This window comes from Psychrobacter sp. TB55-MNA-CIBAN-0194 (assembly GCF_040309505.1).
GTDB classification, from domain to species: Bacteria; Pseudomonadota; Gammaproteobacteria; order Pseudomonadales; family Moraxellaceae; genus Psychrobacter; species Psychrobacter fozii.
In genome coordinates this window covers 157,594-183,431 of sequence record NZ_JBEOOW010000003.1, presented here as the reverse complement: position 1 = coordinate 183,431, position 25,838 = coordinate 157,594, and the positions used below count along the sequence as shown (strand labels likewise).

Sequence of the window (25,838 nt, the reverse complement as noted above, 5' to 3'; positions counted from 1 at the left end):
AATGACAAACAAACCTTTCTAAAATAAATAAAGCAAAAACGCCACAACAGAAGCATGGTCAACTTAAACGTTGCTACAAGCCTCACTGTCAATATGACTAATAACGAATATATAATTCATTTACTGCTTTATGGTCTATCATCCACTGAATGGGGATGGGCTATCAGCAATAGGAATGTAATGTTTCCAAACACATTTCACCGCCATTTTTAGGCAAAACATGCTAGCATTAGCGGTTATCTTTATCGCCAGTATTTATAGGGTGTCACTAACAAGTGACGCTGTTATCTTTATACCTGCTTAAGTCTTTGACTGAGCGGTGCTGTCCCTATAATACTCAATTATCGCGCTTGAATTTGTCAGTACTCTGTCAATAATTGTGTAATTGATTAGTGCGAATACTAACCTTTTTTAAGAGTGCCTATTGTGATATTACGCCGCTACATGACCCAACAAGTTGCCTCAACCACTGCTCTGGTCTTGGGGTTTTTAGTGGTGATGATGCTCGGTGGTCGTTTGATACGTTACTTTGGCATTGCAGCAGAAGGTAACTTGGATATCAGCTTATTATTTACCATTATTGGTTATAATTTGCCGTATTTTTTAGAGTTGATTCTACCTTTAGCCTTTTTTATCGCGCTCATGCTAGTGTTTGGACGCTTGTACGTCGATCAAGAAATGGCCGTCATCAATGCCAGTGGCGTCTCGCGCGGTAAGCTTGCCCGCTTGATAACACCCTTGATATTGGCACTGTTCGTCGGTGAAGCTGCGCTTTCAATTGTCGGAAAACCGTGGGGCGTACGCTCTTCTGAGAGTGTTTGGCAGCAGCAAGCGTTGACCAGTGCTTTTGATTTGATACGTCCGAATGAATTTATCAGTAGTGGCAATTATCATTTGTATGTCGGCAGCTTGAGTGATGATAAAAAACAATTACAGAATGTGATACTTATTCAGTCTGAACCTGAAGCAAAGGGTAGCGTGGCTAAAAAGGCAGCGGTTGATACCAGTAACAGTATCGATCCAGAAACGGCAGAATCATTAGATATACCAGACCTGCCAGCCGCTGTTATCAATGCTAATATTAGCAAAGACACCATCACACTCGCCAATCGTGCTGAACAAGTAGACACGGGAGATAGTGGCGTGACCCAGTTGGATTTATTCCAAGGTCGCCGTTATGAAGTTGGTGCAGGCAGTCTGAAATACAATCAAGTGGGCTTTGATCGTTATCGCATCACGTTGACTGAATCATCCAAAGAGGCGGTAACCGAAGACAATATCGAAACGCAAGAGATAGGCCCATTATGGCAGGCGGCGACTGGTAGCGGGCAAGTGGGCAATACCAATGCACTACGAGCAGCACAAGGTGAGCTTGGGTATCGTTTTGCCTTACCGTGGCTAATGATTATCGCGCCTATGCTGGCCGTACCACTCGCGCAAGTACGTCCGCGTCAAGGTCGCTGGTTACGTCTGTTCCCCTCAATTCTATTATTTGTCAGCTGTGCACTGGGTATTATTTCACTCAAAAATGCCGTGAGTAAAGGCAGTGTGAGTGTGTGGGCTAATGCATGGTTGGTGCTTGGGTTTATGGCACTAGCGCTTTATATGAACTGGGGCAGCCGCGTGCAGCATCGATTACGCTTTCGCAAACAAGAGAGTGAGCCACTAACGGTTATCGACAGTCAGAGCAATGGCTCACAAGGAGGGCAACCTTAATGAGTGCTTTATTCTCTAAACCTCAGGATGCTAAATCTCAAAATACTAAATCTCCAAACACTGGCTCTCAAAACCCTAAAGCTAAGTTTGCCAAAAGACCTGCCAATCTAAAAGTTCTTAGTCGCTACGTCAAACTTAATGCGTTGCTCGCGATTATCGGCGCAGTTTTAGGTCTGTGGGCTTTGCAGCTAGTATTCTCTTATTTGTCAGAGCTTGATTCACTAGATGACAGTTACACGATGGGTCAGGCGATTAAATATATTTTTTATCGCTCGCCTTACTTCTTAGAGCAGTTTATTCCAACGGGTGCGTTACTTGGTGCCGTGGTAGGCTTGGGCTTACTCGCCAACAAAAGCGAGCTGGTAGTGATGCGTGCCGCTGGGGTGAGTGTATATCGCATTGTCGGTTGGGTGCTACAGCCTGCAATGATTTTTGTGTTAATTGCATTGGCGATCAATCAGTTTGTCTTACCTTCTTCTAATCAATTGGCAAAAGAGATCAACGATGCAGATAGCCGTTCGTTGGTCACATCGGTACGTGGCTACTGGACAGTGCAGCCACGGTTTGCGCGCGCAGAGGATGGCGGCACGACACCTGATGGTAGCGACGTTCTGTATATTGATTATGCTGATGTACAAGGCAATATCGGTGAAGTAAAACGCTGGCATTTGGATAATAATGGTAGCTTGCAAACGGCTGTTCATGCGGAAGATGGAAAGTATATTGGTCGTGAACCACTTGACACCACTACTGATGAACCAAGCGAGCAGTATCGTTACGAGTGGCAGCTGAATAATATGACCAAACTGAATATCGGTCAGGGTTTTGATAGCAGTCAAGCCATCTCACCGTCAGATACTTTAAGTCTGCCGTTTGCTCCTGAGTCAGTGTATTTGCTCACTCGTAAGGCAGAGGATTTATCTCTGACTCAGCTGTATGAACATCGTCAGTTTATGGGCCAGCAAGGCACACGTTCCTTAAGTCATGAGCTGGCATTTTGGCAAAAGCTGTTATCACCGTTGTCTATTCTGTCATTGGTGATCGTCGCTTGCTCATTCGTCTTTGGCTCATTGCGTACACATAGCTTAGGCTTGCGTATCGTAGTGGCGTTATTGTTTGGTTTGCTGTTTAGTTACGTGCAAGATTTGGTTGGTTTTGTCTCGCTCGCGACTGGGTTTTCGCCATTATTGATGGTGCTACTACCGATCATCGCTAGTGCGATATTGGGTGGCTATTTGCTCAAACGGCAGATGTAGCCAGATATCATTTGCCATAAAGAAGCCCGCTAAAACATATTGTTTTAGCGGGCTTCTTATTTGTATCACTTTCAGAAATTTAGTCTTTAGTTGCCATGGTAATGGTATATGTTTTACCTTGTTTGACCTTATCGCTGTTGCCAAATACCTCGGTAAACGAGCGCTTCACAAACTGGCGCAAACCATTGATGGTCACTACATAAAAACGGCCGCCTTTACGCATGCGTGCATAGGCATCGAGGAAGTACAAATAATGCTGCTCTTTACCCACTTTGGCCGGCAAGTTTGACATCACCAAGCTAAAGTCTTTGTCTTTTGCCACATGGTTAAAGCCATTTGATAAATGTACATCGACATTTTTCAAACCATTTTTCTCACAGTTACGGCGCGCATATTCTACTGCCATAAAGTCTTTATCAATTAACGTATGCAGACCATTTGGACACTCACGCGCTGCTGTCATACCAAGCACACCATAGCCGCAACCTAAGTCGATAGAATCATCGTCAGCTTCAAAGTCAATATAATCAAGCAGCATCAAGCTACCATCATCAAGCTTTTGTGGTGAAAAAATACCCCATGTGGTCGAAAAGTCAAACGGTTTGCCAAGTACATTTTGGCGAAAGTTAATGTCTTCGCGCCAGTGTTGGGCGTTTTTTAATAGGTCAGCAGGTGGTCTATGGCTCATGAGATTCTCAGATAATGGATAAGTAAAAGGCAGTGCGTTGCTCAGTTATACAGCGTGCACATCATACGCGTATTGTAGCGAGAATTAAAAGAGATTGCAGCTAAGGATTATTGACGTTTTATAACGCTAATCGCGTTTCTTACTTGTATCTACCTTGATGCTAGCAAGATGACTATTAATAGTGCTAGTTATACTTTAATCGAAAAAAATTTAGTGTGGATAATAAGCCATATAGTAGTTTTGGTTTATGAGCGTGGATTTTGCCATAGATGTACTGATATCTATACTCTTATTACTATGGAGTAATTAATCACCTTTAATTACTTTGTATTCGGCATCATAGTGAGCGTATAGAAAGGGTTTACCGCCTTCTTTTTCTGTTACTTTTGCCTGTAATAAGAACTTAGTACCTACAGGGTAAGACTTTCTCATTTTTAACGAACACTCGACGTTCATATTCGTATCAAGTCCTTGTCCTTCGATTGGACGAGCTCTAATTCTTTTTGATGAACCACCTTTGATATTTTCGTAAGTCTCGATAATTACTTCTCGATAGTGACTCATTTTATAATCTCAATCTTTCTTTTAGCTTCACATGTTTTTTAAGGAGTCTAAGCTCTTTCTTATATTAGAATCATTTGGATCTATAGTCAGAGCATCTTCATAACATTTTCTCGCAGAAGAAAACTCTCCTATGTCCGCCATTAAAGCCCCTAAATCGATATAGGCGTCCACAAAATCAGGCTCTATATCAATTGATTCTTGATAGTATTCAAAAGCTTGAACCAAATCACCTTGAGCGAAAAAATTCGAAGCCCACAGATAACAATCTCTGGCTATGCGATAGCTACTGTCTATTTCATTCGCCTGACCGTAGAGTGCAAAAGCGTCTTGATAGTTCTTCTTATAAAACTCAGCATTTCCTTGGCATTCTAAAATAGCGATAGCTGGCAAATTTGAATTTTTCAACATATTGTAACCAGTTTCAAAATCCAAGTTTTTAAAGTGTTCAGTAATCTTTCTGACAAAACTTTGATTGTTATTATTGGTCATAAATTTTATCTCTCAGTCTCAATTCTATCCCCTCGGATGATGCTCCGCATGTAATTTCTGCAATCTCGCCGTCGCCACGTGAGTATAGATTTGCGTCGTTGATAAATCACTATGCCCAAGCAATAACTGCACGCTACGCAAGTCTGCACCATGATTCAGTAAATGCGTGGCAAAAGCGTGACGCAGTGTATGCGGTGATAACTCTTTATCTATACTGGCAACCTTGGCGTACTTTTTGAGCAAATACCAAAAGTTTTGCCGCGTCATATAGCCACCTTGTGCGGTCAAAAATACCGCTTGGCAATTTCCTGATTTCAAATGCGCAATCAAATCACCACGAGCATGCGTTAAATAATCTTCTAGCGCATCGTTTGCATATTCGCCTAATGGCACCAGTCGTGTTTTATTGCCTTTCCCCGTAATTTGTAGCCAGCCAGCGTTTAGATTTACTTGCTCTAATGAGAGATTAATCAACTCGCTCACACGTAGACCACAGGCATATAGCACCTCTAGCATGGCTTTATCACGCAGTCCTAGCGCAGTGCTGGTATCAGGTGAGGCAAGTAGATTATCGACATCTGCCTCGGCTAAATCTTTAGGCAAAGGACGTCCTAGCTTTGGGCTTTTGATACGCTCGCAAGGATTGTCTTCACGCAGATTACTGGCAATCATCCACAGATAAAACTGACGCAAGCTTGAGAGCATGCGTGCTTGGGTACGTGGGGTTTTGCCTTCTTGAGTAAGCGTTGATAAGCAGTGCAGCACGTCATCAGGCTGCCAGCGTGTCAGGGCAATAGGATTGGTCAGCTCGCAGGAGCGCAGGTCGCGGACATAAGCGTTACGAGTACGTGTCGCTAGACCGCGCGCCAGCATGGCTTGACGAAACTCAGTCATATAACTGGGTTCGTCATCTACTGCCAGCGCCTTAGGTTGGCGCTGTTGCACGGCACGATCACGACTCATAATTCAATACTCGATGGTTGACTGTTAGATAAGCGTTAAACACCATAACGAGGTAACTTCAGTACTGCGTGCGACATGTAGCGGGTCGGTATCATCTTGACTGCGACCATGCTTCGGTTTTGTATCGAGACGGTATTTTACTGCCAATCCAGCATCGGCAAACAAGTTTAATAATTCATCACGAGTTCGTAGCTGTAAATGCTCAGCTAAGTCCGACATTATCAACCATAGTTCTCCATGCTCAGCTAAGTGCTGTTTAGCCCCCTGCAACACCCCACGCAACATCGCGCTATTGGCATCATAGACTGCATATTCGAGAGGTGAGCTTGGCTTAGTAGGTAACCAAGGAGGATTGCAGACAATGAGGTTAGCGAGTGGTGCATCAGTTGGATACAAATCCGCTTGCTGTAACTGTACGTTAGATAACGTCAAACGCGCAAAGTTTTCGCTAGCACAGGCCAAAGAACGCGGATTTAAGTCAGTGGCAATCACTTGTGGGATGCCGCGCTGCGCTAAGATAATGGCCAATAAACCCGTGCCAGTACCGATGTCATAGGCGACATCATGGATCGCTGGTAGCTGTGCATCGAGCAATAGCTGCACATACTCATGACGGGTTGGTGCAAACACACCATAATGCGGGAAAATCGATAACCCTAAGCTGTCTATTGGGACGCCTTTTTCGCGCCATCCTGCCGCGCCAAGTGCGCCTTGCATATCACGAAATGATAATACGCATGGCTCATCAATTTCACCAAACGCTGCTGTACAGGCCGCACTGACATCAGGGGCGCGGCGTAGTTGGCTGACGTAACTGGCATCAAGCTCTAGCAGCAAACGGCTCAATATGCGTGAGCGCTGAGCTTGAAGTTGACGCTGCTGATGAAATAAGTTGGGAATGCCTTTAACCTTTGCTGTGTTAGGTTTATTCGCCGCTTTCTTAATCTTACGCTGTTCAGATCGTTCATTCGTGCGATCTATGCGACGACCAAGTGCTTGTAGCAATTGCCGTGCATTATGGAAATCACCGCGCCATAGCAGTGATGTGCCTTCGCAAGCTAAACGGTAAGCATCATCTGCGGTCGTTGTATCATCGACCAATACAATGCGCGCAGGTGGCATATGATTGCTTTCAGACAACCAAAGAGCATTACGTATAGTTTCGTTTTCTTGCCATTGTACATACTGCTTTTCTGTTTGTAACACGTAGTAGCCTACCTTTTGTGAAAGATATATCTCGTACAAAGCAAAGATATCTTTATATTATTAGTGTTCTAAAGTTGTTGAACGTTTTTAAGCGCTTTTTTTCTTAACCAAATAGCGATAAAGCGTCACGCTCATAGGTGCAGTATCATCACTATCGACCTTGATTTCATCAGGGTCAGTATCTAAGCTCACGTTCTCAGCCAGCGTCTCTTGAGCCAATAGTTCGTGACCCAAATGACGACAGAAATTAGGAATATCGCGCGTGGTGGCAGGATCAGTCGCCAATATTTCAATCACCTCGCCACTGTCTGCTTTGCGAATGACTCGATGTAGCATCATCACAGGCTCAGGGCAAATAAGCCCCTGCGTGTCCAGATGATGGCTGATAGAAATATCTGTTATTGAAGTTGTCATAATTGTTTTAATAAACCTAAGAGATAAGTTTGATAATGGATAGTTTGTTGATGTGCTTATTAGGATATGCTTTCTGATTTTTCTACAATCTCTGTCTCTAGCACTTCGTCAGTATCAGGCAAATCAGCCACTTCTAAAAAGTTAAAAAAGCGCTTAAAGCTCACTTTGAATAAAAATGCCACACCCAACCAACAGGACAACCCTAACCATGCAGTGTCAGCGAATAATAGACCACCAATTAATATGATGGTCGATATACCGATACTCATGGCAATCATCGAAGATTGGTTTAAACGATAACGATAAACGACTAAGGCATCATAAAGCGTAATGGGAATCGTGAGCGCAACCAAGGCGTATGGCAAGTTGTAGAACAATTGGTAAAGCAGTTGATTGTCATGAAATGCTTTAATACTAGCAATGGTGCCAAAGACCATGAACGCAAAGATAGCAGCATAAATAAGATAAATTGCGACTTGGTTTGCACGCTGTGCGCCTTTAATGCGGGCAATGGCAAGCGGAGAAAAACCATGTTGCGATTTATTTTGCGTGGATTGGTCTGAAACAGTAGTCATAATAATCAGTCATTTATCCGTTTAGATGATATGGTCAATCCACTATATAGCAGAAATTATTGGAATAGGAGTGACAAGCTGGTTGCTAAGCTAATCTGCTTTGATTGCATCGATGGCGATACTGCTATTCGGATCAGCAAAGTACGTCGACATCAGGATACAAGCAGAAATATCATCAATAGGGTCGCGCTCATTCTTAATCCAACCATTGTCCCAAGCGATTTCTCGTGCTGCGACTGAAGTCAGGCGTTCATCACAGAGTGACACGACCACTGGCAAATGCTGCTCCATAACTCTATGCGCTAGGCGACGAGCGAATTTATGCGCACGCTTAGACAGCATCGAGCTACTACCATCCATATTAAGCGGTAGGCCAACGACCACCTTTGACACGCCCCACACCTTAATAATACCGAGTAGATTATCCCAGTCAGGTTGACCATTATTCATCGCTAAAATATCAAAGGCACGCGCTGTCTCGGTAATGGTATTACCAAGCGCCATCCCCATTTTTTTGACGCCATAGTCCAAGGCTAAGACAAGATGTGGCTTAACGGTCGCTTCAGCAACGCCAGTATCAGTCTCTATTGCATTGGTGCTATCTGTTATAAGAGTGCTATCTACCATAGTAACGGATGTATCCTGTTTTGATTTTTTATTTCTGCATTCATGGAACATCTGAGGTTAAGCGTGACCGATATCACTGCTTAGGTAATCAAAGTTGATCCCGATTTTATCAGCGGCTATTTGCCAGCGCTCTTCAAATGGCGTATCGAACAATAAATTTAGATCCGCAGGGCAGACCAACCAATCACCATTATTCAGTTCTTGGTCTAGCTGTTTTTTGCCCCAGCTGGCATGACCCAAGCACAGCTGATAATGACCCACACCTTGACCTGCGGCGATACGCTTAAGGATATCTTGACTGGTCGTGATGCAGACATTCTCTGAGATAGCAAAAGAAGACGCCCATTCTGGCTGACCAGTATGCAGAACAAAACCAACCTCCGGATACATAGGGCCGCCCTCTAATGCCAAATCTTCCATCACCTGCGGATCAGTCACCTCAATATCTAAATCTTCTAGCAGCTTACCCACATGTGATTGCTCTAATGGACGATTGATGACCAGGCCGAGTGCACCGTGCTTATCATGACGGCAGATATAAATTAGCGCCTGCTCAAACCTTGGGTCTGACAGCTCTGGCGCCGCGATTAAGAAATGATGAGTCAAATTGGTTTTAGACATAGAGACAAGCAAAACCTAATAATAAAGATGAAAGACCACTATATGGCGATAGTGAGTAAAAAATCAACTAAAGCAAATATTTAGCCGTGATGCGAGGTTAATGATAAACCCTTAACGTTTACTTAACATCCGTCAATAAACTACGAGCATGGTCACGGGTGACGTCAGTAATAATCACACCACCGGACATGCGTGCCAGCTCATCGACCTGTGCACTATCGGTCAATATTAACAGCTCACTTTCAGTCTGCTCCTGATGGTGTTTTTGTACCAAGATATGCTGATGCGCTTGCGCTGCCACTTGTGCTTGGTGAGTAATAGCCAATAATTGCTGCGTACGGCCAAGCTCACGTAGTAACTCACCGACAACTTGCGCCGTGCCTCCACTGATACCGACATCAACTTCATCAAATACTAGCATTGGCTTGGCAGCATTATTGTCCGCATTGGTGGCTTGCAATACTTGCATGACCAGTGCCATCCGCGACAGCTCGCCACCTGACGCAATCTTGTGCAGTGGCTGCATTGGCATACCGACGTTGGCGCTAAATAACAGATCAATATCAAAACAACCTTGTGCACTATACTGGCTAGGATCTGCTTTTTTGGTAAAAACAAACTCACAGCGGGCATTGGGTAGGGCAAGTGGTTGTAATTGTTTGATCAATTGCTTACTGACAATTGGTGCAGCTTTAGTGCGTTCTTTATTTAACTGAGTGGCTAGTGTTAGATATTCTTGCCAAGCCTGTTCAATTTGTGCCGCCATTGCATCGCTACTTGGCTCATTTTCCAATTGTTCTAATTGTATCTCCCAGCCTTTTGCTTCCTCGATTAAATCACCAGCTGGCAAGCTGTGCTTTCGTGATAAACGATGTCCTAAGCTGATAAGACTGTCTAGTGTTTGCAAGCGCTCAGGATCAGGCAGTTGTTGCTCTGCATAATCTGATAATAAGCCAGTTACTTCGGTGATTTGCTGCTGCGCTAAATGTAGCTGTTCAGACGCTTGCTCAAAGGTTTGGCTGACGCTCATTTGATTGTCACAGAGCTTAATAGCTTGCCCAAGCAAGGTCATAACATCTGGCTCATCCGTATCATTATCGAGCAAATGTAAACCGTGGCTGGCCTCTTGCATCAGTGCTTCTATATTAGACAGCTCTTCATGCTCTGCTTCGACCTCTGCATAATCGACGGCTAGTAATGGGGCAATGTCTGCTAGTTGGCTTTGCAAAAGTTGAATACGGTCTTGACGTTGAGCTTCACGACTAGCGATATCATCAGCGCGGCGTTTGAGCTGCTGATAGGTTTGATAGCTGCTGGCTGTTTGTAAGGCTAGAGGTGTGATTTGCGCCATCTCGTCCAACCATTTCACCACAAACTGTGGTTTAAGCAATGCTTGCTGAGCATGTTGACTATGGATATTGACCAATAACGTACCGAGGCTTTTCAGCTCGGCCAAACTGACTGGTACACCATTTAACCATGCCTTTGAGCGGCCGTTGTTACTTAGCTGACGGCGAATCAATACTTCCGGCTCTTCTAGTGCTCTATCGTTTTTAGCGAACCAGTCAGCAATGACGTTATTGCCTTCTACATCAAACTGCGCATAAATATCTGCATGTGCAGCACCATGTCTGACCATGGCACTGTCTGCACGCTCACCAGCACACAGTGATAACGCATCAAGTAAGAGCGACTTGCCAGCTCCAGTCTCGCCAGTGATGACATTGAAGCCTTCAGCCACACTCAGCTCATGCTGAGCGATCAACGCAAACTGATGTAAAGTTAATGATACTAGCATCAACGCCTCTCATGATAGACAATGAGCTTCACTTATAAAACAGTAAAGCCATATCTAAAATAGGATTAATAAGAAAGTGAAATCGTTCAGGTACTAACACTAGGGCGTATCTTCATTTTAAAAATGGTGATAAAAGTGAGATAAATTGCTGTCAAACAAGAAAAATAGTGCCGATAATATCGGGATACTAACTAGCTATTTGACGTAGTTTGGCAAGATTTAGCCATTTTTAGCCCATTTAGATGAATATCGAGTGAATTGAAGACACGCCCTAGCTATATAACGATAATTAGCAAATATTATGGTGTTAAATGTGGTCAAATACAAATTTTAATAGTAATGAATACAATAAATTGAAGGAAAAATATTATTAAAAAACTTGTAAAAGCTAATGGTTCGTCGTTGTTATTCGATGACCAATATTAGCTATAAATTGAATAAGTTAATCAAATTCCAGTGATATATTAGCATTAAATATTCAGCTGCAAAGACATTCTAGAATGGGCATTAGATAAAATTTTCCTAACCGCTTTAACAAACTTTATAGATATAATGTGGTAGCATAATCTAACATAATGATAAACTCTTACTGGCTAGCTTTCATGCCTCATGTTACATGACAACGAGTCACAATACTTTCAAATTAAGCGGGTATAGTGCTAAAGGTAAGAATCTCAGCTATGAGTCTATATCGTCTTTGTAAAGCATGCGCCCACAGCTAGAGCACAGGTTCTAGAACAATAGAAAACACAAATTAGAATCTATATTTTCTAAAATATACACTTTCACGGTACTCTACCCAGTTACTTATTTTTTAGTTTTGCAATAATTATTTGATAAGGAAGCCACTATGACAGCGGCGCAATTTACTAATGTAACAGTCAATGCTCAAGCAACGATATCTTATGATGGTCGTTGTTCTAGCCACACTATTATGTTCGAAGATGGTCGACATAAGACATTGGGCGTTATCTTGCCTTGTGATAACTTGGTCGAGCACTATCACTTTAGCACCAATACCTCTGAGCGTATCGAAATCATCAGCGGTGAGTGTGAAGTCAAAACAAATGGTGAAGAAGAGTTCAGTTACTATCGTGCAGGTCAGTCATTCGTGGTTGAAGGCAATAGTGGTTTTAACTTACGTACCGAAGAAATCGTACAGTATGTTTGTCACCTAGAAGGCTAATTTGATTGGCAGGTTTTGATCGAAATCAGCCGCTTACAATCATAGTTTAGTGGCCTATCATTTACCATGCCAAGCACTTCTCATTCAAAAGAAATAAACAATACTGAATTGGCATTGTTTATTTCTTTTTCAATTGTCACACCCCTTTATTCACAATGACTTGCTACAATCATCTCTCTATTCTTTTTCTGTTTTATCGAATTAGGCGTTAACCATCTTACAAACAATCACTTCATAACTAGTAGGCCTACTATGGCAAAACCTATTTACTTCTATGGTATTCATGCAATTGATGCCTTACTCGAACATCGTCCTCTTGACGGGCTTAGCTTGTTTGTACAGCAAGGCCGCGAGACTGATAGCCATGTACAAGCGATTATGGCACAGGCAAGCGCAAATGGTATCAGTATCCAACCGACGCAAAAAGACAATCTCACGCAACTATGTGGTAGTCCACAACATCAAGGTGTTGTGCTAAATGCTCGTCCATTAGGCTTCGCTAACGAAGGGTTGCTTGATACTATCGTTGGACGTGATCAGTGCTTACTATTAGTCTTAGACCAAATCACTGATGCGCATAATTTCGGTGCTTGCTTGCGTACTGCTGTAGCAATGGGCGTAGATGCTGTGGTTTGTCCAAAGCATCATGCGGCAAGCCTAACACCAACGGTTTCCAAAGTATCTGTTGGCGCAGCTGAGATGATGCCGATCATCAGTGTAACCAATCTGGCTCGTACACTGTCACAGATAAAGAGTGCAGGCGTATTTGTTTTTGGGACCGCGCTCAATTCTGATGCGAAGCCGATACATGCTGCTGATTTAACAGGTAAGACAGCTATTATCATGGGTTCAGAAGGGGAAGGCATGCGCCGCCTGACGATGGAGAGCTGCGATGAGCTGGTTTATATTCCGATGTCAGGGAATGAGTATGGCAACCTACAGAGTTTAAATGTGAGCGTTGCCACTGGTATGGCGTTATACGAAGTTAATCGGCAGCGAACTTTAGCTGCTGGGCCAGTATAAGATATTCTTGATGTAGTGGTTCTAATTGTGAGTATAGATCTGCAAGATTACTTTCATTTAGCACCACATCATCAGCATAGCGATTGCGCTCTTCGCGGCTTAGTTGATTGAGCATGATGGCTTTAATCTTTTGCACGCTTTGCTCGTCACGCTGACTGGCACGTGCAAGCTGCGTGTCCTCAGTGGCATCCATTACGAGAATACGTTGACATAGATTTGCCAGTCCTGCTTCCGCAGCTTCGATGAGCAGGGGTGCCGACAATACTATATAAGGTGTGGTACTAGCCGCTAACTGAGCTTTTGCTGTCTCGCGTATCGCAGGATGAGTGATTGCTTCTAACTCAATTAATGCATCAGGATGTGTGAATACGTGCGTTCTTACAGCCGCTCGATCCATTGATCCATCACCATTCAATACCCAATCACCAAATTTATTCTGAATTTTTCGCAAGGTCGAACTGCCTTTAGCGACGACTTCATGGGCAATGACATCAGCATCAATAATATCAATACCTTGCTCAGCAAACCAAGCACTAGCAGCAGACTTTCCACTGCCGATACCACCTGTCAAACCGACTACTAGCGTCTTACTTTTAATTTGTGGGCTTTGCGATTGATGCGAGTAGGGTGAAGAATTGGTTGTGTATTTTGACATAATGATGACTTATCTGATTGGTATGATAATAGTAGCAGTTGCCAATTGAAAAATATAGCTTTCAAGTAGGACCATTAAAGATTGATAGTTTGCTGCCCTAGCCTGTTTTTATTGTCATAAACGATTAAGGATACATACCGAGATACCAGCTGACAATCTCTGAGCCGTATAACAAAGCAACGATACCTGCAATAGCGATGTAAGGACCAAAGGCGAACGGTTTACTCTCACCTTGTTTTTTCATTAGGATAATTCCGACAATTGACCCTAGCAAAGAAGATAGTAAGATAATCAATGGCAACATCATAGGCCCGAGCCAAGCCCCTAATACTGCTAAAAGCTTAAAGTCTCCTTGTCCCATACCATGTTTCTTAGTGATAAGAAAAAATATCTTAACCACTATCCATAATGATAAAAAGCCAAGCAATAACCCCCAAATTGATTGAGTTGGTGAGACAAACCAGCCTTGTGAGTTCACGGCCAATCCTAAACCTGCTAAAGGAAAGGTTAAGCGATCTGGTAGTAACTGAGTATCAAAATCGATTCCTGTTAAGGCAATGAGCGTCCACACTAACAGTAACGCTGACAATCCAGCGGCACTAACCCCAAACTTATAAATCACTAACACTGACAGTAATGCAGTAACCAGCTCAACGATAGGATAACGCAGACAGATAGAAGCCTTGCAGTCTGAGCATCGTCCGCGTAGTACCAACCAGCTAACTAAAGGTATATTTTCATACCACTTAATTTTATGGCTACAATGAGGGCAGCGTGAGGCAGGACGACTCAAAGTAATAGGCTGATCAGCAGCGACGATATCGGTTAAGGGTTGAGTGTGTTCGCGTGGCATGTCTATTTGATCCGACATGAACTGGCTACATTCTTGTCTCCAACTATAAATCATCATTAGTGGCATACGGTGAATCACCACATTCAAAAAGCTGCCAACACAAAGACCCAATAGACCAAATACGACTAAAGCCATAGACGTATTATCTTGCAGTAACTGTATAAATTGCATGAAATAGCAGTCCTTTAATTCGCTTTTAACCTACCACTGCGCCCATTTGGAAGATTGGCAAGTACATCGCAATGACTAAGCCACCAACCAACACACCTAATACAGCCATGATCATTGGCTCCATTAAGCTGGTTAATCCATCAACCGCATTATCAACCTCGTTTTCATAATAGATAGCTACTTTGTCAAGCATTTCTTCTAAACTACCTGACTCTTCACCGATACCAACCATTTGAATAACCAAGCTTGGGAAAAGATTGGTTGAACGTATTGAAAATTGTAATTGCTGACCAGTAGATACGTCATTTTTGATTTGCTGAGTGGCATTATAAAATACAACATTATTTGTAGCGCCAGCAGTAGAGTCCAAAGCATCAATAAGTGGCACGCCTGCTGCAAAAGTAGTCGATAACGTACGTGAAAAACGCGCGATAATCGCTTGATAAGCAATATTGCCAAATATCGGCGCCTTTAGTACTGCGCGATCTAGAAAGTCACGAAACTTCTTAGAGCGTTTTTTGGCTTCTGAAAAACTAATAATGGTGCCACCCATCACTATGATTAGAATAAACCACCATGCCTGCATCCACTCAGACATGCTCACAACCATTTTTGTGAATGCTGGTAAATCTGCTCCAAAGGAACCGAACAAATCAGCAAATACAGGGACCACTTTAATCAGAAGAATCATGGTAACAATAATGGCAACTATGATTACCGCAATCGGGTATTTCATGGCTTTTTTAATTTTAGCCTTGAGCAACTCACTTTTTTCTTTGTAGGTCGCGACTCGTTCAAGCATGGTCTCAAGAGAGCCTGACTGCTCACCCGAGTCTACAAGGGAACAAAAGAGATCATCAAAATAGCGTGGATGGTTACGCAATGCAGAAGCGAAAGTGCCACCTGCTTCGATATCAGATTTTATCTTTAAGACCAATTCCTTCATGCTAGGGTTGTCCAGTGAATCTGCGACAATCTCAAAAGATTGTGTCAGTGGTACACCTGCTTTCATCATCGTTGCTAACTGACGAGCAAAAATGGCAATGTCGATAGCCTTAATAGACTTTTTGAAGGTATAGAGAGGTTTAGGCTTTTTCTTGATGCCTTTTACAGAGATGCCTTGTTTACGCAAAGTTGCTTTCGCGAGCTCTAGACTACGGCTAGTCGTTTCGCCTTTTACTTTCTGTCCGCGTCGGTTCACCCCGTCATAGACAAAGTCTAACAGCATGTCGGTCTTCGCTTTTGCCATGATACTACCCTCAAATATTGTCTAATATAGATATTGCAAAGATGTATAACGATGCCTGACTCATTATTTAAAAGCGGCATACTTTATTTTAACGTAAAAAACCAGTATATATCTGTTTTATATTTAAGTATATCTCGTAGAAACTATTGCTAGTTTATGAAAGTATAAAATACGTGGTTTTATTTTTATCAATTATAGTGTTATGTATATTATAAAAATATTACTCCGAGGTCACACGCATCATTTCTTGAATGCTAGTGACACCTTGCAATACCTTTAAAATACCAGAACGTCGTAGGTCTCGAAATCCATTTTTTATAGCGGCATCTTTGATATCTATCGCATTACCATCTTCCATGATAATTCGTGAAATATCTGGACTAATTTTCATTACTTCATAAACCCCCACACGGCCTTTATAACCTTCACGGCATTCAGTACAGCCAACTGGCTCATAAATGATGCTATCCGGATTGTCTAAATCTTTATCAGTAAAACCGAGCTCGATCAGGCTCTGCCGTGGAATATTGATAGGTTTTTTACAGTTTTTACATAAGCGGCGTGCTAATCGCTGGGCAATAACTAGGTTGACTGAGGTGGCAATGTTGAATGATGCAACCCCCATATTTTTTAAGCGGGTTAGCGTTTCGGGTGCAGAGTTGGTGTGAAGTGTTGAGAGGACCATATGACCTGTTTGCGCAGCTTTTATAGCAATTTCAGCCGTTTCAAGGTCACGAATCTCACCAACCATTACAATATCCGGATCTTGGCGTAAAAAAGATTTAAGCGCATTGGCAAAAGTTAAGCCTACTTTAGGATTAACGTTGACCTGATTAATACCTTCTAGATTAATTTCAACTGGATCTTCTGCAGTGGAGATGTTGGTCGCCCCAGTGTTTAAAATATTAATACCTGTATAGAGTGAGACCGTTTTACCAGAGCCAGTAGGTCCTGTGATAAGTAGCATGCCTTGTGGTTTATTTAGTGCCTCTAAAAACATCTCTTTTTGGTCGGGTTCATAGCCTAAGGCTTCAATACCGAGCATAGCAGATGAAGGATCTAAGATACGTAAGACGATTTTTTCACCAAACAGGGTTGGTAAAGAGTTCACTCGGAAATCAATGGCCTTGTTTTTAGACAGTTTTAGTTTGATACGTCCGTCTTGCGGTATACGTCGCTCTGAGATGTCCATTTGCGACATTACTTTTAAGCGTGCTGCAATCTTACCTGCTAGCTGCACAGGAGGGTTGGCCATGCTTTGCATCACACCATCAACACGAAATCGCACACGATATGTTTTTTCATACGGTTCAAAATGTAAGTCGGAAGCACCCATTCGAATCGCGTCAACCAACATTTTATTGACAAATTTTACAACAGGTGCTTCATCTACACTATCAGTAAGCTTGGTTTCTCCTTCACTTTCGTCATCTTCACCATCATCAAAATCGACGTTCAAGTCACTGTCATTGAAACTATCAAAGTTTTGCATAGTATTAGCGTAAAGGCTTTCAATACGCTTCTTTAGCTTATCTTCTTCAACGACGATGGTTTCAATAGACAGCCGCGAATTAAAAGCAATGGCATCGATAGCATCAACGCGAGTGGGATCACTCAATGCGACAAATAATCGTTGACCTCGTTTAAATAGTGGCAGCGCATTAAATTTACGAACGATTTTTTCGTCTACTAAATCTTTTGGAACGACATCATTGCTTAAGGCATCAAGGTCGAAGAGAGGGTCGCCAAATGCCTGTGATAGCATCTTAGCAAGATGATAAGCATCGGCGAGTTTGTGGTCTACTAAATAAGATACGAGTCCTATTTGTTGCTGTTGCGACTCAGACTGTGCCGTTTTCATGTTTGCTTCGCTAACAATACCTTCGCTGATTAGCTGATGTGCTAAACCACCATACTTATTAGATGTGATAGACATTGCGACTTCTCCTTGATACCAAGTATTCTGTATATTTGCCTGAAATTTAGATACTATTTATAGTCTTTGACAGACACATTTTATCAGTCATCATTGCCCCTTGGACTGTTGCTAATGAAAATTGATGAAAAGGTGTTTTTGTAAGAGGTTCAATAGATAGTTGTTATTAATAGTATATGCCATCATCGGCTTAATACATCAGATGACTAATCATAGTCTTTTATATGTAGATGCAATAGTATAGAACTTTACTTTACTTTAGTTTAAAAACTTTATATAGACTATTAAGCGACTAGCCCGTAAAAAACATCATTTATAATAGTGTCATTTTAGTATTTGTCTTAACAGGCTGTTTCTTTGCGGATAGCAGCATACTATAGCACTTGGGAATTATTTGTTATACTGGCGCGCATATTAGCCGAATTGGCAGGAATACATGAGACAGGGTAGATGAGTATGAAAGCTTGGGTAATAGGTAATTGGAAACAGAATCCAGCCGCGAGTCAAGATGTTGATACGTTGTTAGAGAACTTATTGACAGCAATAGATAGTGGAGCAGAGGCTGGTACTGAGCTTTCAAATAGTCATTGCAACTTAATGGTGGCACCAAGCTGTATTCACTTAGCAGCTGTCAGTACTCGTTTAAAAGGTACGCCTATATTGTGTGCTGCACAAAACATTAGTGCTCATAGTGCGAGTACGGGTGCATATACAGGCGATTGCTCTGCGCAGCAAGTGGCTGATACGGGTGCAATGTGGACATTACTTGGTCATTCTGAGCGCCGTCAGTATCATCAAGAGTCTAATGAGTGCTTATCGCAAAAAATGACTCATGCATTAGCGCAAGAATTAGGTGTGGTACTTTGTATCGGTGAAACCCAAACGCAATATGATGCAAATGAAACACTAGAAGTAATCGATGGCCAGCTATCCGTCATCAAGGACTTATTGGTTCAACAACCAGATATAGCTGCTTCATTATCTGATCGTCTGATCATTGCTTACGAGCCTGTCTGGGCAATTGGTACGGGTAAAGTGCCGACCGTGACGGAGGTCAGTAAAACCCATCAGCATATAAAGCAGACGGTTGCAGGTTTTGCAGATAGTTTGAATGAAATGACTGTTTTATATGGTGGTAGTGTCAATGCCGATAATGCGGATAGCTTTGCTGCCGACTCTATGATCAATGGTGCATTGGTTGGCGGCGCTTCATTAAAGGCAGAGAGTTTTTTGGCGATTGCTAATGCATTTAGTCGTGTTAGCACTTAGACCTTAATGTAGCACTTAGATATAAAGTTCACTATCTGTATGTAAAGTGTCTTTATCAGTTGGCAAAAGTAGGTTTAACAGTGCCCTTGCAATCGTGTACAATGCGCCTTATTTATATAATCGATTTGGCGTGATTATACGTCCTACTAAACTTAAGATTTATTTACCGTTATCAGTCGTCATTATGCGGCAAAAGAGGCCACCATGTTTACGTTTATATTAGCCCTGCACATTATTGTGGCGATTGCCATGATCGGCTTGATTTTGATACAGCATGGTAAAGGGGCAGACGCAGGAGCTTCTTTTGGTGCTGGCTCGTCAGGTACCGTATTTGGTGCAGCGGGCACTGCCAACTTTTTGACGCGCGCTACCGCTGTGTTGACGGTGATATTTTTTATCACTAGTATGACGCTTGCTGTTCATGCCCGTAAGCAAGCTGAAGATCAGTTTCGTCTAGATGCGCCCGTTTCAGTACCACAAACACCGCGTCCTTTGACTCAAGATCCTCAGTAAGTATCTTTTAAACATGCAGCCCTTGCTATTTTGATGCGTTAGATTTACAATGCGTTTCTGTTTTCAGAAGTACCACTCTATGGATGCCTACCTTAAGTATCTTTTATAGTAGACTGGATATGATGGAACAGAGTAGTAAAATGCGATTGTGGTGGAATGGTAGACACGCCATCTTGAGGGGGTGGTGGCGCAAGCTGTGGGGGTTCAAGTCCCCCCAATCGCACCAAGTTTTATTACGCAGCACAGCGTAAGGTTATGTTTTATAGTCATCAATTGTTTTATTTGAAATTAGTTTAAAATAAACGTTGACACTTCTATCAAACCTATCTATAATGTGCGTTCTAGATTGATGCGGGGTGGAGCAGTCTGGTAGCTCGTCGGGCTCATAACCCGAAGGTCGTTGGTTCAAATCCAGCCCCCGCTACCACTTTTTATACTGATGTTTTGTACACTAAATTTGTCAGTAGCGATTAGCCCACCATTATGCTTGTGGGTTTTTTTGTATCTGGCTGTCAGCATTATCGCGGTCTTTATTCTACTTATGTTAAGCTCTAGCTCTATAGAGTACGATAACATCTACTGTAGCTTGTCGTGACTCACCGTTATTAGAGTGATGCTCCTTAAGCACACTATCTTTATACTCCTCACTCTTTTATCGATAGTATTGCTTTATGAATAATAAAAGCATTGTCTGGCTGAGCTTGATGTTTTTTATGCTCATCCCTATATAAAGGCATAGCGCATAAACAATATGCTTGTGATTTAAAACAATATTATGACCGTGTCTCCTACTATATAAGTGCATATTACTAATAAGTAAGAGATGAATGAAAAATTCAATACGGTTTACTAAGTATGATAGATACGCGAATAGGAAAAGATAAATAGATTATGAAGCTTTCGACCAAAGTTACAGAACTGACCAACATTATTGCCCCTGCCGTCGCTGCTTGCGATGTGGCACTATGGGGTATCGAGTTTGCACCACAAGGCAACCGTTCATTGTTACGTATTTATATTGAGGCATTGCCAGAAGAGCAAGCCCAAGATAAGCAAGTAACGATTGAAAACTGTGCTGCAGTGAATCATCAGGTAAGCGGTATTCTTGAGGTTCATGACCCGATTGCCGGTGAGTTTATCTTAGAAGTCTCTTCACCAGGTTTTGATCGCGCATTCTTCTCAGATGAGCAGATGCATGGCTATGTTGGTCAAACCGTCAGCTTGCGTTTGATACAAGCGATTGGTGAAGGTGATCAAAAGCGTCGTAAAGCGACAGGTACTTTAGACAGTATCGATGCAACCTCGCTAAAATTGACATCAAGTGATGGTCAGCAGTTTGAGATTGCACTGAGTAATATAGACAAAGCCAATTTGATTTATGAAGACGCGTAATCAGCTAGAGTGTTCATCTTATGAATGTATCTATTTTGATCTAATGAGCAGCTTATTATAAATCAAGATTTGAATCTCCAAATAGCCTTATAGCTAATGGTGAAAATATAATATCAGTACATAAATTATAAAATTTAAGTCAATTAAAAAATGATAGGACAGGTATAGCATGAGTCGTGAAATCTTAACGGTAGTAGAAACTGTCAGTAATGAAAAGGGCTTAAATCCTGAAGATATCTTTGAAGCGATTGAAGACGCTTTAGTGGTATCTACCAAGAAAAAAGTATACACCGAACAGCCAGAAGTGGAGGTACGGGTTGCCATCGATCGTGCAACGGGCGATTATGATACTTATCGTTATTGGACAGTGGTTGCAGATGAAGACCATGAAATGCCTGCATGTCAGCTAGCCATTACCGATCTTGATCAAGAAGAATGGTCAATCGGCGATATAAAAGAAGAGCAGATTGAATCGATTGAGTTCGGTCGTATCGCTGCCACGCAAGCCAAACAGGTTATTATCCAAAAAATCCGTGAAGCTGAGCGCGCGCTAGTCGCTGATGCTTTTGAGCCACGTATTGGTGAGATGATGTATGGCGAAGTCAAAAAACAGACTCGCGATGGTTATATCATCGATTTGGGCGACAATGCCGAAGGTTACTTGTCACGCGATCAGATGTTGCCACGTGAGCAGCTACGTGCCAAGTCACGTATCAACGCAATTTTATATCATGTAAACCGTGAAAACCGCGGTGCACAGTTATTACTCTCTCGTACTCATCCTGAAATGCTTTCAGCATTGATGCAAAAAGAAGTACCTGAGATTGCTGAACAAATTATTGAAATTCGTAACGTCGCGCGTTTGCCAGGTACTCGTGCTAAAATAGCAGTGAAGACCAATGATCATCGTATCGACCCTGTAGGTGCTTGTATTGGTATGCGTGGTACGCGTATCCAAGCAGTACAGCAAGAGCTTGATGGTGAGCGTATTGATGTGGTGGTTTGGTCAGATGATCCTGCCCAATTTATCATTAGCTCTTTAGAGCCTGCTGACGTTAGCAGCATTATTTTAGATGAAGATACTCAGACTGCTGATATTATCTTTAGCACCAACGATCAGTTAGCACGTGCTATTGGCTCACAAGGTCAAAACGTACGTTTGGCATCTGAATTGACGGGCTATAAGCTTAATATGATGCTAGAAGAAGAGTATCAGCAACGTCAACAAAACGAATCTAAAGCGTTTATCGAATTATTCTATGAACGTCTAGAAGTGGATAAAGACTTAGCCCAAGCGCTTGTCGATATCGGCTTCACAAGTATTGAAGAAGTGGCCTACGTACCAGTTGAAACCTTTTATGATATCGAAGGTCTAGACGATGACGCGATTGAGATGATTCAAGAGCGTGCTAAAGAAGTGGTCATTGCTGATGAACTGGTCAAACAACAGAACATGAAAGAGCCAAGTCAAGAGCTACAAGAGCTTGAAGGTATGACCGTTAGTTGGGCTTATAAAATGGCACAACAAGACATCATTACCGTTGATGATTTGGCAGAACAAGCAGTCTTCGATCTCGAAGATATCGAAGGTTTAGACTCTGAAACCGCAGGAAAACTCATCATGAAAGCTCGGGAATCTTGGTTCAATGAATAAGCGGTAACTGCATATCGCTGTCTTTTGGTGATATGCTATCGATAATAAAGTGCTGGTATGACTGCAACACAAATACCAGCCTTACCCCAATCATTTGTAGCCAACAACTGAATTGAACATATAGCAAATAATAGACAGTAGGTGATAATAAATGGCAGATAAGACCGTCAAAGAACTGGCAGATATGGTAGGCAAAACTGCAAGTGCTGTAAAACAGCAATTAGTAGATGCTGGACTACCTGCTCGTGCAGAGGATGACCTAGTCTCAGAAGTTGAGCAAGAGAAGTTGGTGACGTATTTAAAGCAAAGTCACGGTCAGCAAGAGAAGCGTCGTATTAGTCTCAAGTCTAAAACGACTAGCACTGCGCGTGTGACTGGCTCTTCAGGTAAATCTAAGAGTGTCAATGTTGAAGTGCGTAAAAAGAAAGTATTCGAAAAGCCTGATCCAGAAAAAATGGCTGAAGAATTGGCTGCGCGTGAGCAAGCGATGATTGAGTCGCAAGAACGTGCTGCTAAGGACGCTGAAGAGCGTGCTGCTACTAAGAAAAAATCTGAAGAACGTCAAGCAGCAACCTTGGCCGCGATGCGTGCAAGCTTGGGCTCTAGCAAAAAATCTGATGACAAGAACGACGATATTTCAACGTCAGTTGTTGTTAAGAAAGGCGGAAAAACGACTGTTGAAGTCAAGCCTAAAGAACAACCGAAGAAAAAAGTCGCTGCTACGAAACCAAAAGTTGAAACAGCAGTAGAGCGTAAAGCTCGTGAAGCACGTGAAAAAGAAGAAGCACGTTTACGTGAAATCGAAACAGAAACACGCCGTGTTCAAGCTGAAGAAGCGCAAAAGCGCACACTTGAGCAAATGCGTAAAATGGCTGGTAAATACACGGATCAGCCTGCTGCTGAAGTTCGTAAAGATGAGCCATTGGCTGAAGGTCTAGTCGGTGACGCATTAGAAGAGTCATTTGAAAAAGAACGTCGCGAAATCAAGCGCGGTGCAAGCAGCACTGGTGCTCGTGGTCGTCGTCGTAAGAATCAAGATGAGCGTGAGATCAAAAACCGTAAAAACGGTTTGCGCTCAACGCAAGCATCACAGCATAAATTTGAAAAACCTGTCGAAAAAATCGTTTATGACGTTGAGATCAGTGAGCAAATTACAGTAGCCGATCTTGCTCAACGTATGGCGGTTAAAGCTCGTGAAGTGACCAAACTGCTCATGAAAATGGGTGAAATGGCTCGTGAGTCAGACACTATTGACCAAGCGACAGCAAGTCTACTTGTTGAAGAAATGGGTCACAACCCAGTTCCAGTCAGTGATACTAAAGTTGAAGATGACTTACAGTATGCGGTTGATGAACGTAGTAGCAACGTGCAAACGCGTCCACCAGTCGTAACTATCATGGGTCACGTTGACCATGGTAAGACGTCACTACTAGATAAAATTCGTGAAACGAAAGTTGCGAATGGCGAAGCTGGCGGTATTACACAGCATATCGGTGCTTACCATGTAAAAACCGAGCGCGGTGTTATTACTTTCCTTGACACACCAGGTCACGCAGCCTTTAGCGCAATGCGTTCACGTGGTGCTCAAGCGACTGATATTGTGGTACTTGTTGTCGCAGCTGACGATGGTATGATGCCACAAACGGCAGAAGCCATTGATCATGCTCGTGCTGCTGGTACGCCGATTATTGTTGCTATCAACAAAATGGATAAGCCAGGCGCTGATCCTGACCGCGTTCTTAATGAATTGACGACGAAAGAAGTCGTATCAGAAGAATGGGGTGGTGATACACCAATGGCACGTATCTCAGCCAAAACAGGCGAAGGTATCGACAACTTGCTAGAGTTTATTAGCTTACAAGCTGAGTTAATGGAACTAGAAGCACCTGTAGATGGCGCTGCACAGGGTGTCGTCATTGAATCAAGACTTGAAAAAGGTCGTGGTCCTGTTGTTAGTGTCCTAGTTAAAAAAGGTACATTGAAGCAAGGCGACTTGGTTCTAGCTGGTGAGCATTATGGTAAAGTCCGTGCGCTAACAGATGAGCATGGTCAACGTATCCAATCAGCCGGTCCTTCTATCCCTGTAGAGATTTTGGGTCTGCCTGAAACGCCAGCTGCTGGTAGTGAATTCTTAGTAGTAACTGATGAGAAAAAAGCTCGTGAAGTTGCTGACTTTAGAACCAATCGTGAGCGTGAGCGTCAACTTGAACGTCAAAACGCTATGCGTCTTGAAAGCATGTTCGATCAGATGGAACAAGGCGATGTGTCATTCTTGAATATCGTATTGAAAACTGATGTTCGTGGTTCACTTGAAGCATTGCTTTCTGCACTAAATGAGTTGTCAACTGACGAAGTTAAAGTCAGAGTGATTAGTTCAGGCGTTGGTCCTATCTCTGAGTCTGACGTAACACTTGCAGAGTCTAGCGAAGCAGTACTACTAGGTTTCAACGTTCGTGCGGATGCTACTGCACGTCGTAAATCAGATTCTGCCAACATGGATATTCGCTACTATAGTGTCATCTATGGCTTGATTGACGATGTAAAAGCAGCAATGAGCGGTATGTTGGCCCCTGAACATCGTGAGAAAATCCTTGGTGTTGCAGATGTTCGCGAAGTATTCCGCTCTAGTAAGTTCGGTGCGGCTGCTGGTTGTATGGTCGTTGAAGGTACAATCTATCGCAACAAGCCTATCCGCGTATTGCGTGCTGACCAAGTTATCTTTACTGGTCAATTGCAATCATTGCGTCGTTACAAAGAAGACGTCAATGAAGTACGTACTGGTATGGAATGTGGCCTAGCGGTACGTGGTTACGATGTCGAAGCTGGTGATAAGATCGAAGTCTTCGAAATCCAAGAGTTCGCACGTACTATCTAAAGTCGCTGTTCGATATAAAGGTCTCTAATAATGCAATACGCTTAATTCGCTGAGCATATTAGTATACCTTTCATATCTAGCTGTACTTAGGCCTAACAGGTACATCCTGCTAGGCCTTTTTTAACAAATACCAGCCCTTAGATGT

The 25,838-nt window shown here is 42.6% G+C and carries 23 protein-coding genes and 2 tRNA genes; 11 read left to right on the top strand and 14 right to left on the bottom strand.

Translation table 11 applies throughout. The features are described 5' to 3' along the window. The first annotated feature begins 444 nt into the window (after positions 1 to 444). Both AAEY75_RS05090 and lptG read left to right on the top strand, forming a co-directional pair. Positions 445 to 1,716: an LPS export ABC transporter permease LptF gene (locus tag AAEY75_RS05090; RefSeq protein ID WP_352258826.1), complete on the top strand. Its 1,272-nt coding sequence runs from the start codon at positions 445 to 447 to the stop codon at positions 1,714 to 1,716. Then, positions 1,716 to 2,972 carry an LPS export ABC transporter permease LptG gene (gene lptG / locus AAEY75_RS05085; RefSeq protein WP_352258824.1) on the top strand — a complete coding sequence of 419 codons (1,257 nt, stop codon included), beginning with the start codon at positions 1,716 to 1,718 and terminating at the stop codon, positions 2,970 to 2,972. Before AAEY75_RS05090 ends, lptG begins: the two co-directional genes overlap by 1 nt. 79 nt (positions 2,973 to 3,051) lie before the next feature. Here lptG and AAEY75_RS05080 read toward each other — a convergent pair whose 3' ends face one another. From AAEY75_RS05080 to recN, 10 genes are all read right to left on the bottom strand, one after another. Beyond that, a complete protein-coding gene (locus AAEY75_RS05080) occupies positions 3,052 to 3,660 on the bottom strand; it encodes a class I SAM-dependent methyltransferase (RefSeq protein ID WP_352258822.1) in 609 nt (202 codons plus the stop codon). A gap of 306 nt (positions 3,661 to 3,966) precedes the next feature. Continuing rightward, on the bottom strand, positions 3,967 to 4,224 hold the full coding sequence (locus AAEY75_RS05075; protein ID WP_352258820.1) for a hypothetical protein: 258 nt from the start codon (positions 4,222 to 4,224) through the stop codon (positions 3,967 to 3,969). A gap of 27 nt (positions 4,225 to 4,251) precedes the next feature. Beyond that, positions 4,252 to 4,713, bottom strand: coding sequence for a tetratricopeptide repeat protein (locus AAEY75_RS05070; RefSeq protein WP_352258818.1), 462 nt, complete (start codon positions 4,711 to 4,713; stop codon positions 4,252 to 4,254). Positions 4,714 to 4,737: 24 nt separating this feature from the next. Beyond that, a complete protein-coding gene (gene xerD / locus AAEY75_RS05065; protein WP_197099547.1) occupies positions 4,738 to 5,676 on the bottom strand; it encodes a site-specific tyrosine recombinase XerD in 939 nt (312 codons plus the stop codon). A 24-nt stretch (positions 5,677 to 5,700) separates the two neighbouring features. Next, positions 5,701 to 6,882: a methyltransferase gene (locus AAEY75_RS05060; protein ID WP_352258816.1), complete on the bottom strand. Its 1,182-nt coding sequence runs from the start codon at positions 6,880 to 6,882 to the stop codon at positions 5,701 to 5,703. A gap of 87 nt (positions 6,883 to 6,969) precedes the next feature. After that, positions 6,970 to 7,296 carry a sulfurtransferase TusA gene (gene tusA, locus AAEY75_RS05055; RefSeq protein ID WP_197099552.1) on the bottom strand — a complete coding sequence of 109 codons (327 nt, stop codon included), beginning with the start codon at positions 7,294 to 7,296 and terminating at the stop codon, positions 6,970 to 6,972. A 59-nt stretch (positions 7,297 to 7,355) separates the two neighbouring features. Beyond that, positions 7,356 to 7,871, bottom strand: a complete 516-nt coding sequence (locus tag AAEY75_RS05050) for a hypothetical protein (protein WP_352258814.1) — start codon at positions 7,869 to 7,871, stop codon at positions 7,356 to 7,358. 90 nt (positions 7,872 to 7,961) lie between these two features. Further along, complete coding sequence (gene ruvX / locus AAEY75_RS05045; protein WP_201588965.1) at positions 7,962 to 8,498, bottom strand: Holliday junction resolvase RuvX; 537 nt, start codon at positions 8,496 to 8,498, stop codon at positions 7,962 to 7,964. Between the two features lie 57 nt (positions 8,499 to 8,555). After that, the gene (locus tag AAEY75_RS05040) at positions 8,556 to 9,119 is read right to left on the bottom strand and encodes a YqgE/AlgH family protein (protein WP_194196217.1); all 564 of its coding nucleotides are present in this window, start codon (positions 9,117 to 9,119) and stop codon (positions 8,556 to 8,558) included. A 118-nt stretch (positions 9,120 to 9,237) separates the two neighbouring features. Continuing rightward, positions 9,238 to 10,917, bottom strand: coding sequence for a DNA repair protein RecN (recN, locus tag AAEY75_RS05035; RefSeq protein WP_352258811.1), 1,680 nt, complete (start codon positions 10,915 to 10,917; stop codon positions 9,238 to 9,240). Between the two features lie 850 nt (positions 10,918 to 11,767). On the opposite strand from recN, the gene ppnP reads away from it, so the two are divergent. Beyond that, positions 11,768 to 12,103 (top strand): pyrimidine/purine nucleoside phosphorylase, encoded by a 336-nt coding sequence (gene ppnP / locus AAEY75_RS05030; RefSeq protein ID WP_197099558.1) that lies wholly within the window; start codon positions 11,768 to 11,770, stop codon positions 12,101 to 12,103. A gap of 252 nt (positions 12,104 to 12,355) precedes the next feature. Further along, positions 12,356 to 13,126: a 23S rRNA (guanosine(2251)-2'-O)-methyltransferase RlmB gene (rlmB, locus tag AAEY75_RS05025; protein ID WP_197099560.1), complete on the top strand. Its 771-nt coding sequence runs from the start codon at positions 12,356 to 12,358 to the stop codon at positions 13,124 to 13,126. Here rlmB and coaE read toward each other — a convergent pair. The 4 genes from coaE to pilB form a co-directional block, all read right to left on the bottom strand. Further along, the gene (gene coaE, locus AAEY75_RS05020) at positions 13,089 to 13,781 is read right to left on the bottom strand and encodes a dephospho-CoA kinase (protein WP_197215495.1); all 693 of its coding nucleotides are present in this window, start codon (positions 13,779 to 13,781) and stop codon (positions 13,089 to 13,091) included. The two genes, rlmB and coaE, sit on opposite strands and share 38 nt — an antisense overlap. 124 nt (positions 13,782 to 13,905) lie before the next feature. Beyond that, positions 13,906 to 14,805 carry a prepilin peptidase gene (locus AAEY75_RS05015; RefSeq protein ID WP_352258808.1) on the bottom strand — a complete coding sequence of 300 codons (900 nt, stop codon included), beginning with the start codon at positions 14,803 to 14,805 and terminating at the stop codon, positions 13,906 to 13,908. A 25-nt stretch (positions 14,806 to 14,830) separates the two neighbouring features. Then, complete coding sequence (locus tag AAEY75_RS05010; protein WP_352258806.1) at positions 14,831 to 16,054, bottom strand: type II secretion system F family protein; 1,224 nt, start codon at positions 16,052 to 16,054, stop codon at positions 14,831 to 14,833. Between the two features lie 220 nt (positions 16,055 to 16,274). Beyond that, a complete protein-coding gene (pilB, locus tag AAEY75_RS05005; RefSeq protein WP_352258804.1) occupies positions 16,275 to 17,990 on the bottom strand; it encodes a type IV-A pilus assembly ATPase PilB in 1,716 nt (571 codons plus the stop codon). Positions 17,991 to 18,446: 456 nt separating this feature from the next. On the opposite strand from pilB, the gene tpiA reads away from it, so the two are divergent. From tpiA to infB, 7 genes are all read left to right on the top strand, one after another. Continuing rightward, positions 18,447 to 19,259, top strand: a complete 813-nt coding sequence (gene tpiA / locus AAEY75_RS05000; protein ID WP_352258802.1) for a triose-phosphate isomerase — start codon at positions 18,447 to 18,449, stop codon at positions 19,257 to 19,259. Positions 19,260 to 19,463: 204 nt separating this feature from the next. Next, positions 19,464 to 19,772, top strand: coding sequence for a preprotein translocase subunit SecG (secG, locus tag AAEY75_RS04995; RefSeq protein ID WP_110922073.1), 309 nt, complete (start codon positions 19,464 to 19,466; stop codon positions 19,770 to 19,772). A 142-nt stretch (positions 19,773 to 19,914) separates the two neighbouring features. After that, positions 19,915 to 19,998: transfer RNA gene (locus AAEY75_RS04990), tRNA-Leu, on the top strand. A 124-nt stretch (positions 19,999 to 20,122) separates the two neighbouring features. After that, positions 20,123 to 20,199, top strand: a tRNA-Met gene (locus AAEY75_RS04985). Between the two features lie 464 nt (positions 20,200 to 20,663). Next, complete coding sequence (rimP, locus tag AAEY75_RS04980; protein ID WP_110922072.1) at positions 20,664 to 21,164, top strand: ribosome maturation factor RimP; 501 nt, start codon at positions 20,664 to 20,666, stop codon at positions 21,162 to 21,164. A gap of 169 nt (positions 21,165 to 21,333) precedes the next feature. Beyond that, on the top strand, positions 21,334 to 22,818 hold the full coding sequence (gene nusA, locus AAEY75_RS04975; protein ID WP_110922071.1) for a transcription termination factor NusA: 1,485 nt from the start codon (positions 21,334 to 21,336) through the stop codon (positions 22,816 to 22,818). A gap of 151 nt (positions 22,819 to 22,969) precedes the next feature. Next, complete coding sequence (gene infB, locus AAEY75_RS04970; protein ID WP_194196209.1) at positions 22,970 to 25,693, top strand: translation initiation factor IF-2; 2,724 nt, start codon at positions 22,970 to 22,972, stop codon at positions 25,691 to 25,693. The last annotated feature ends 145 nt before the right edge of the window (positions 25,694 to 25,838 follow it).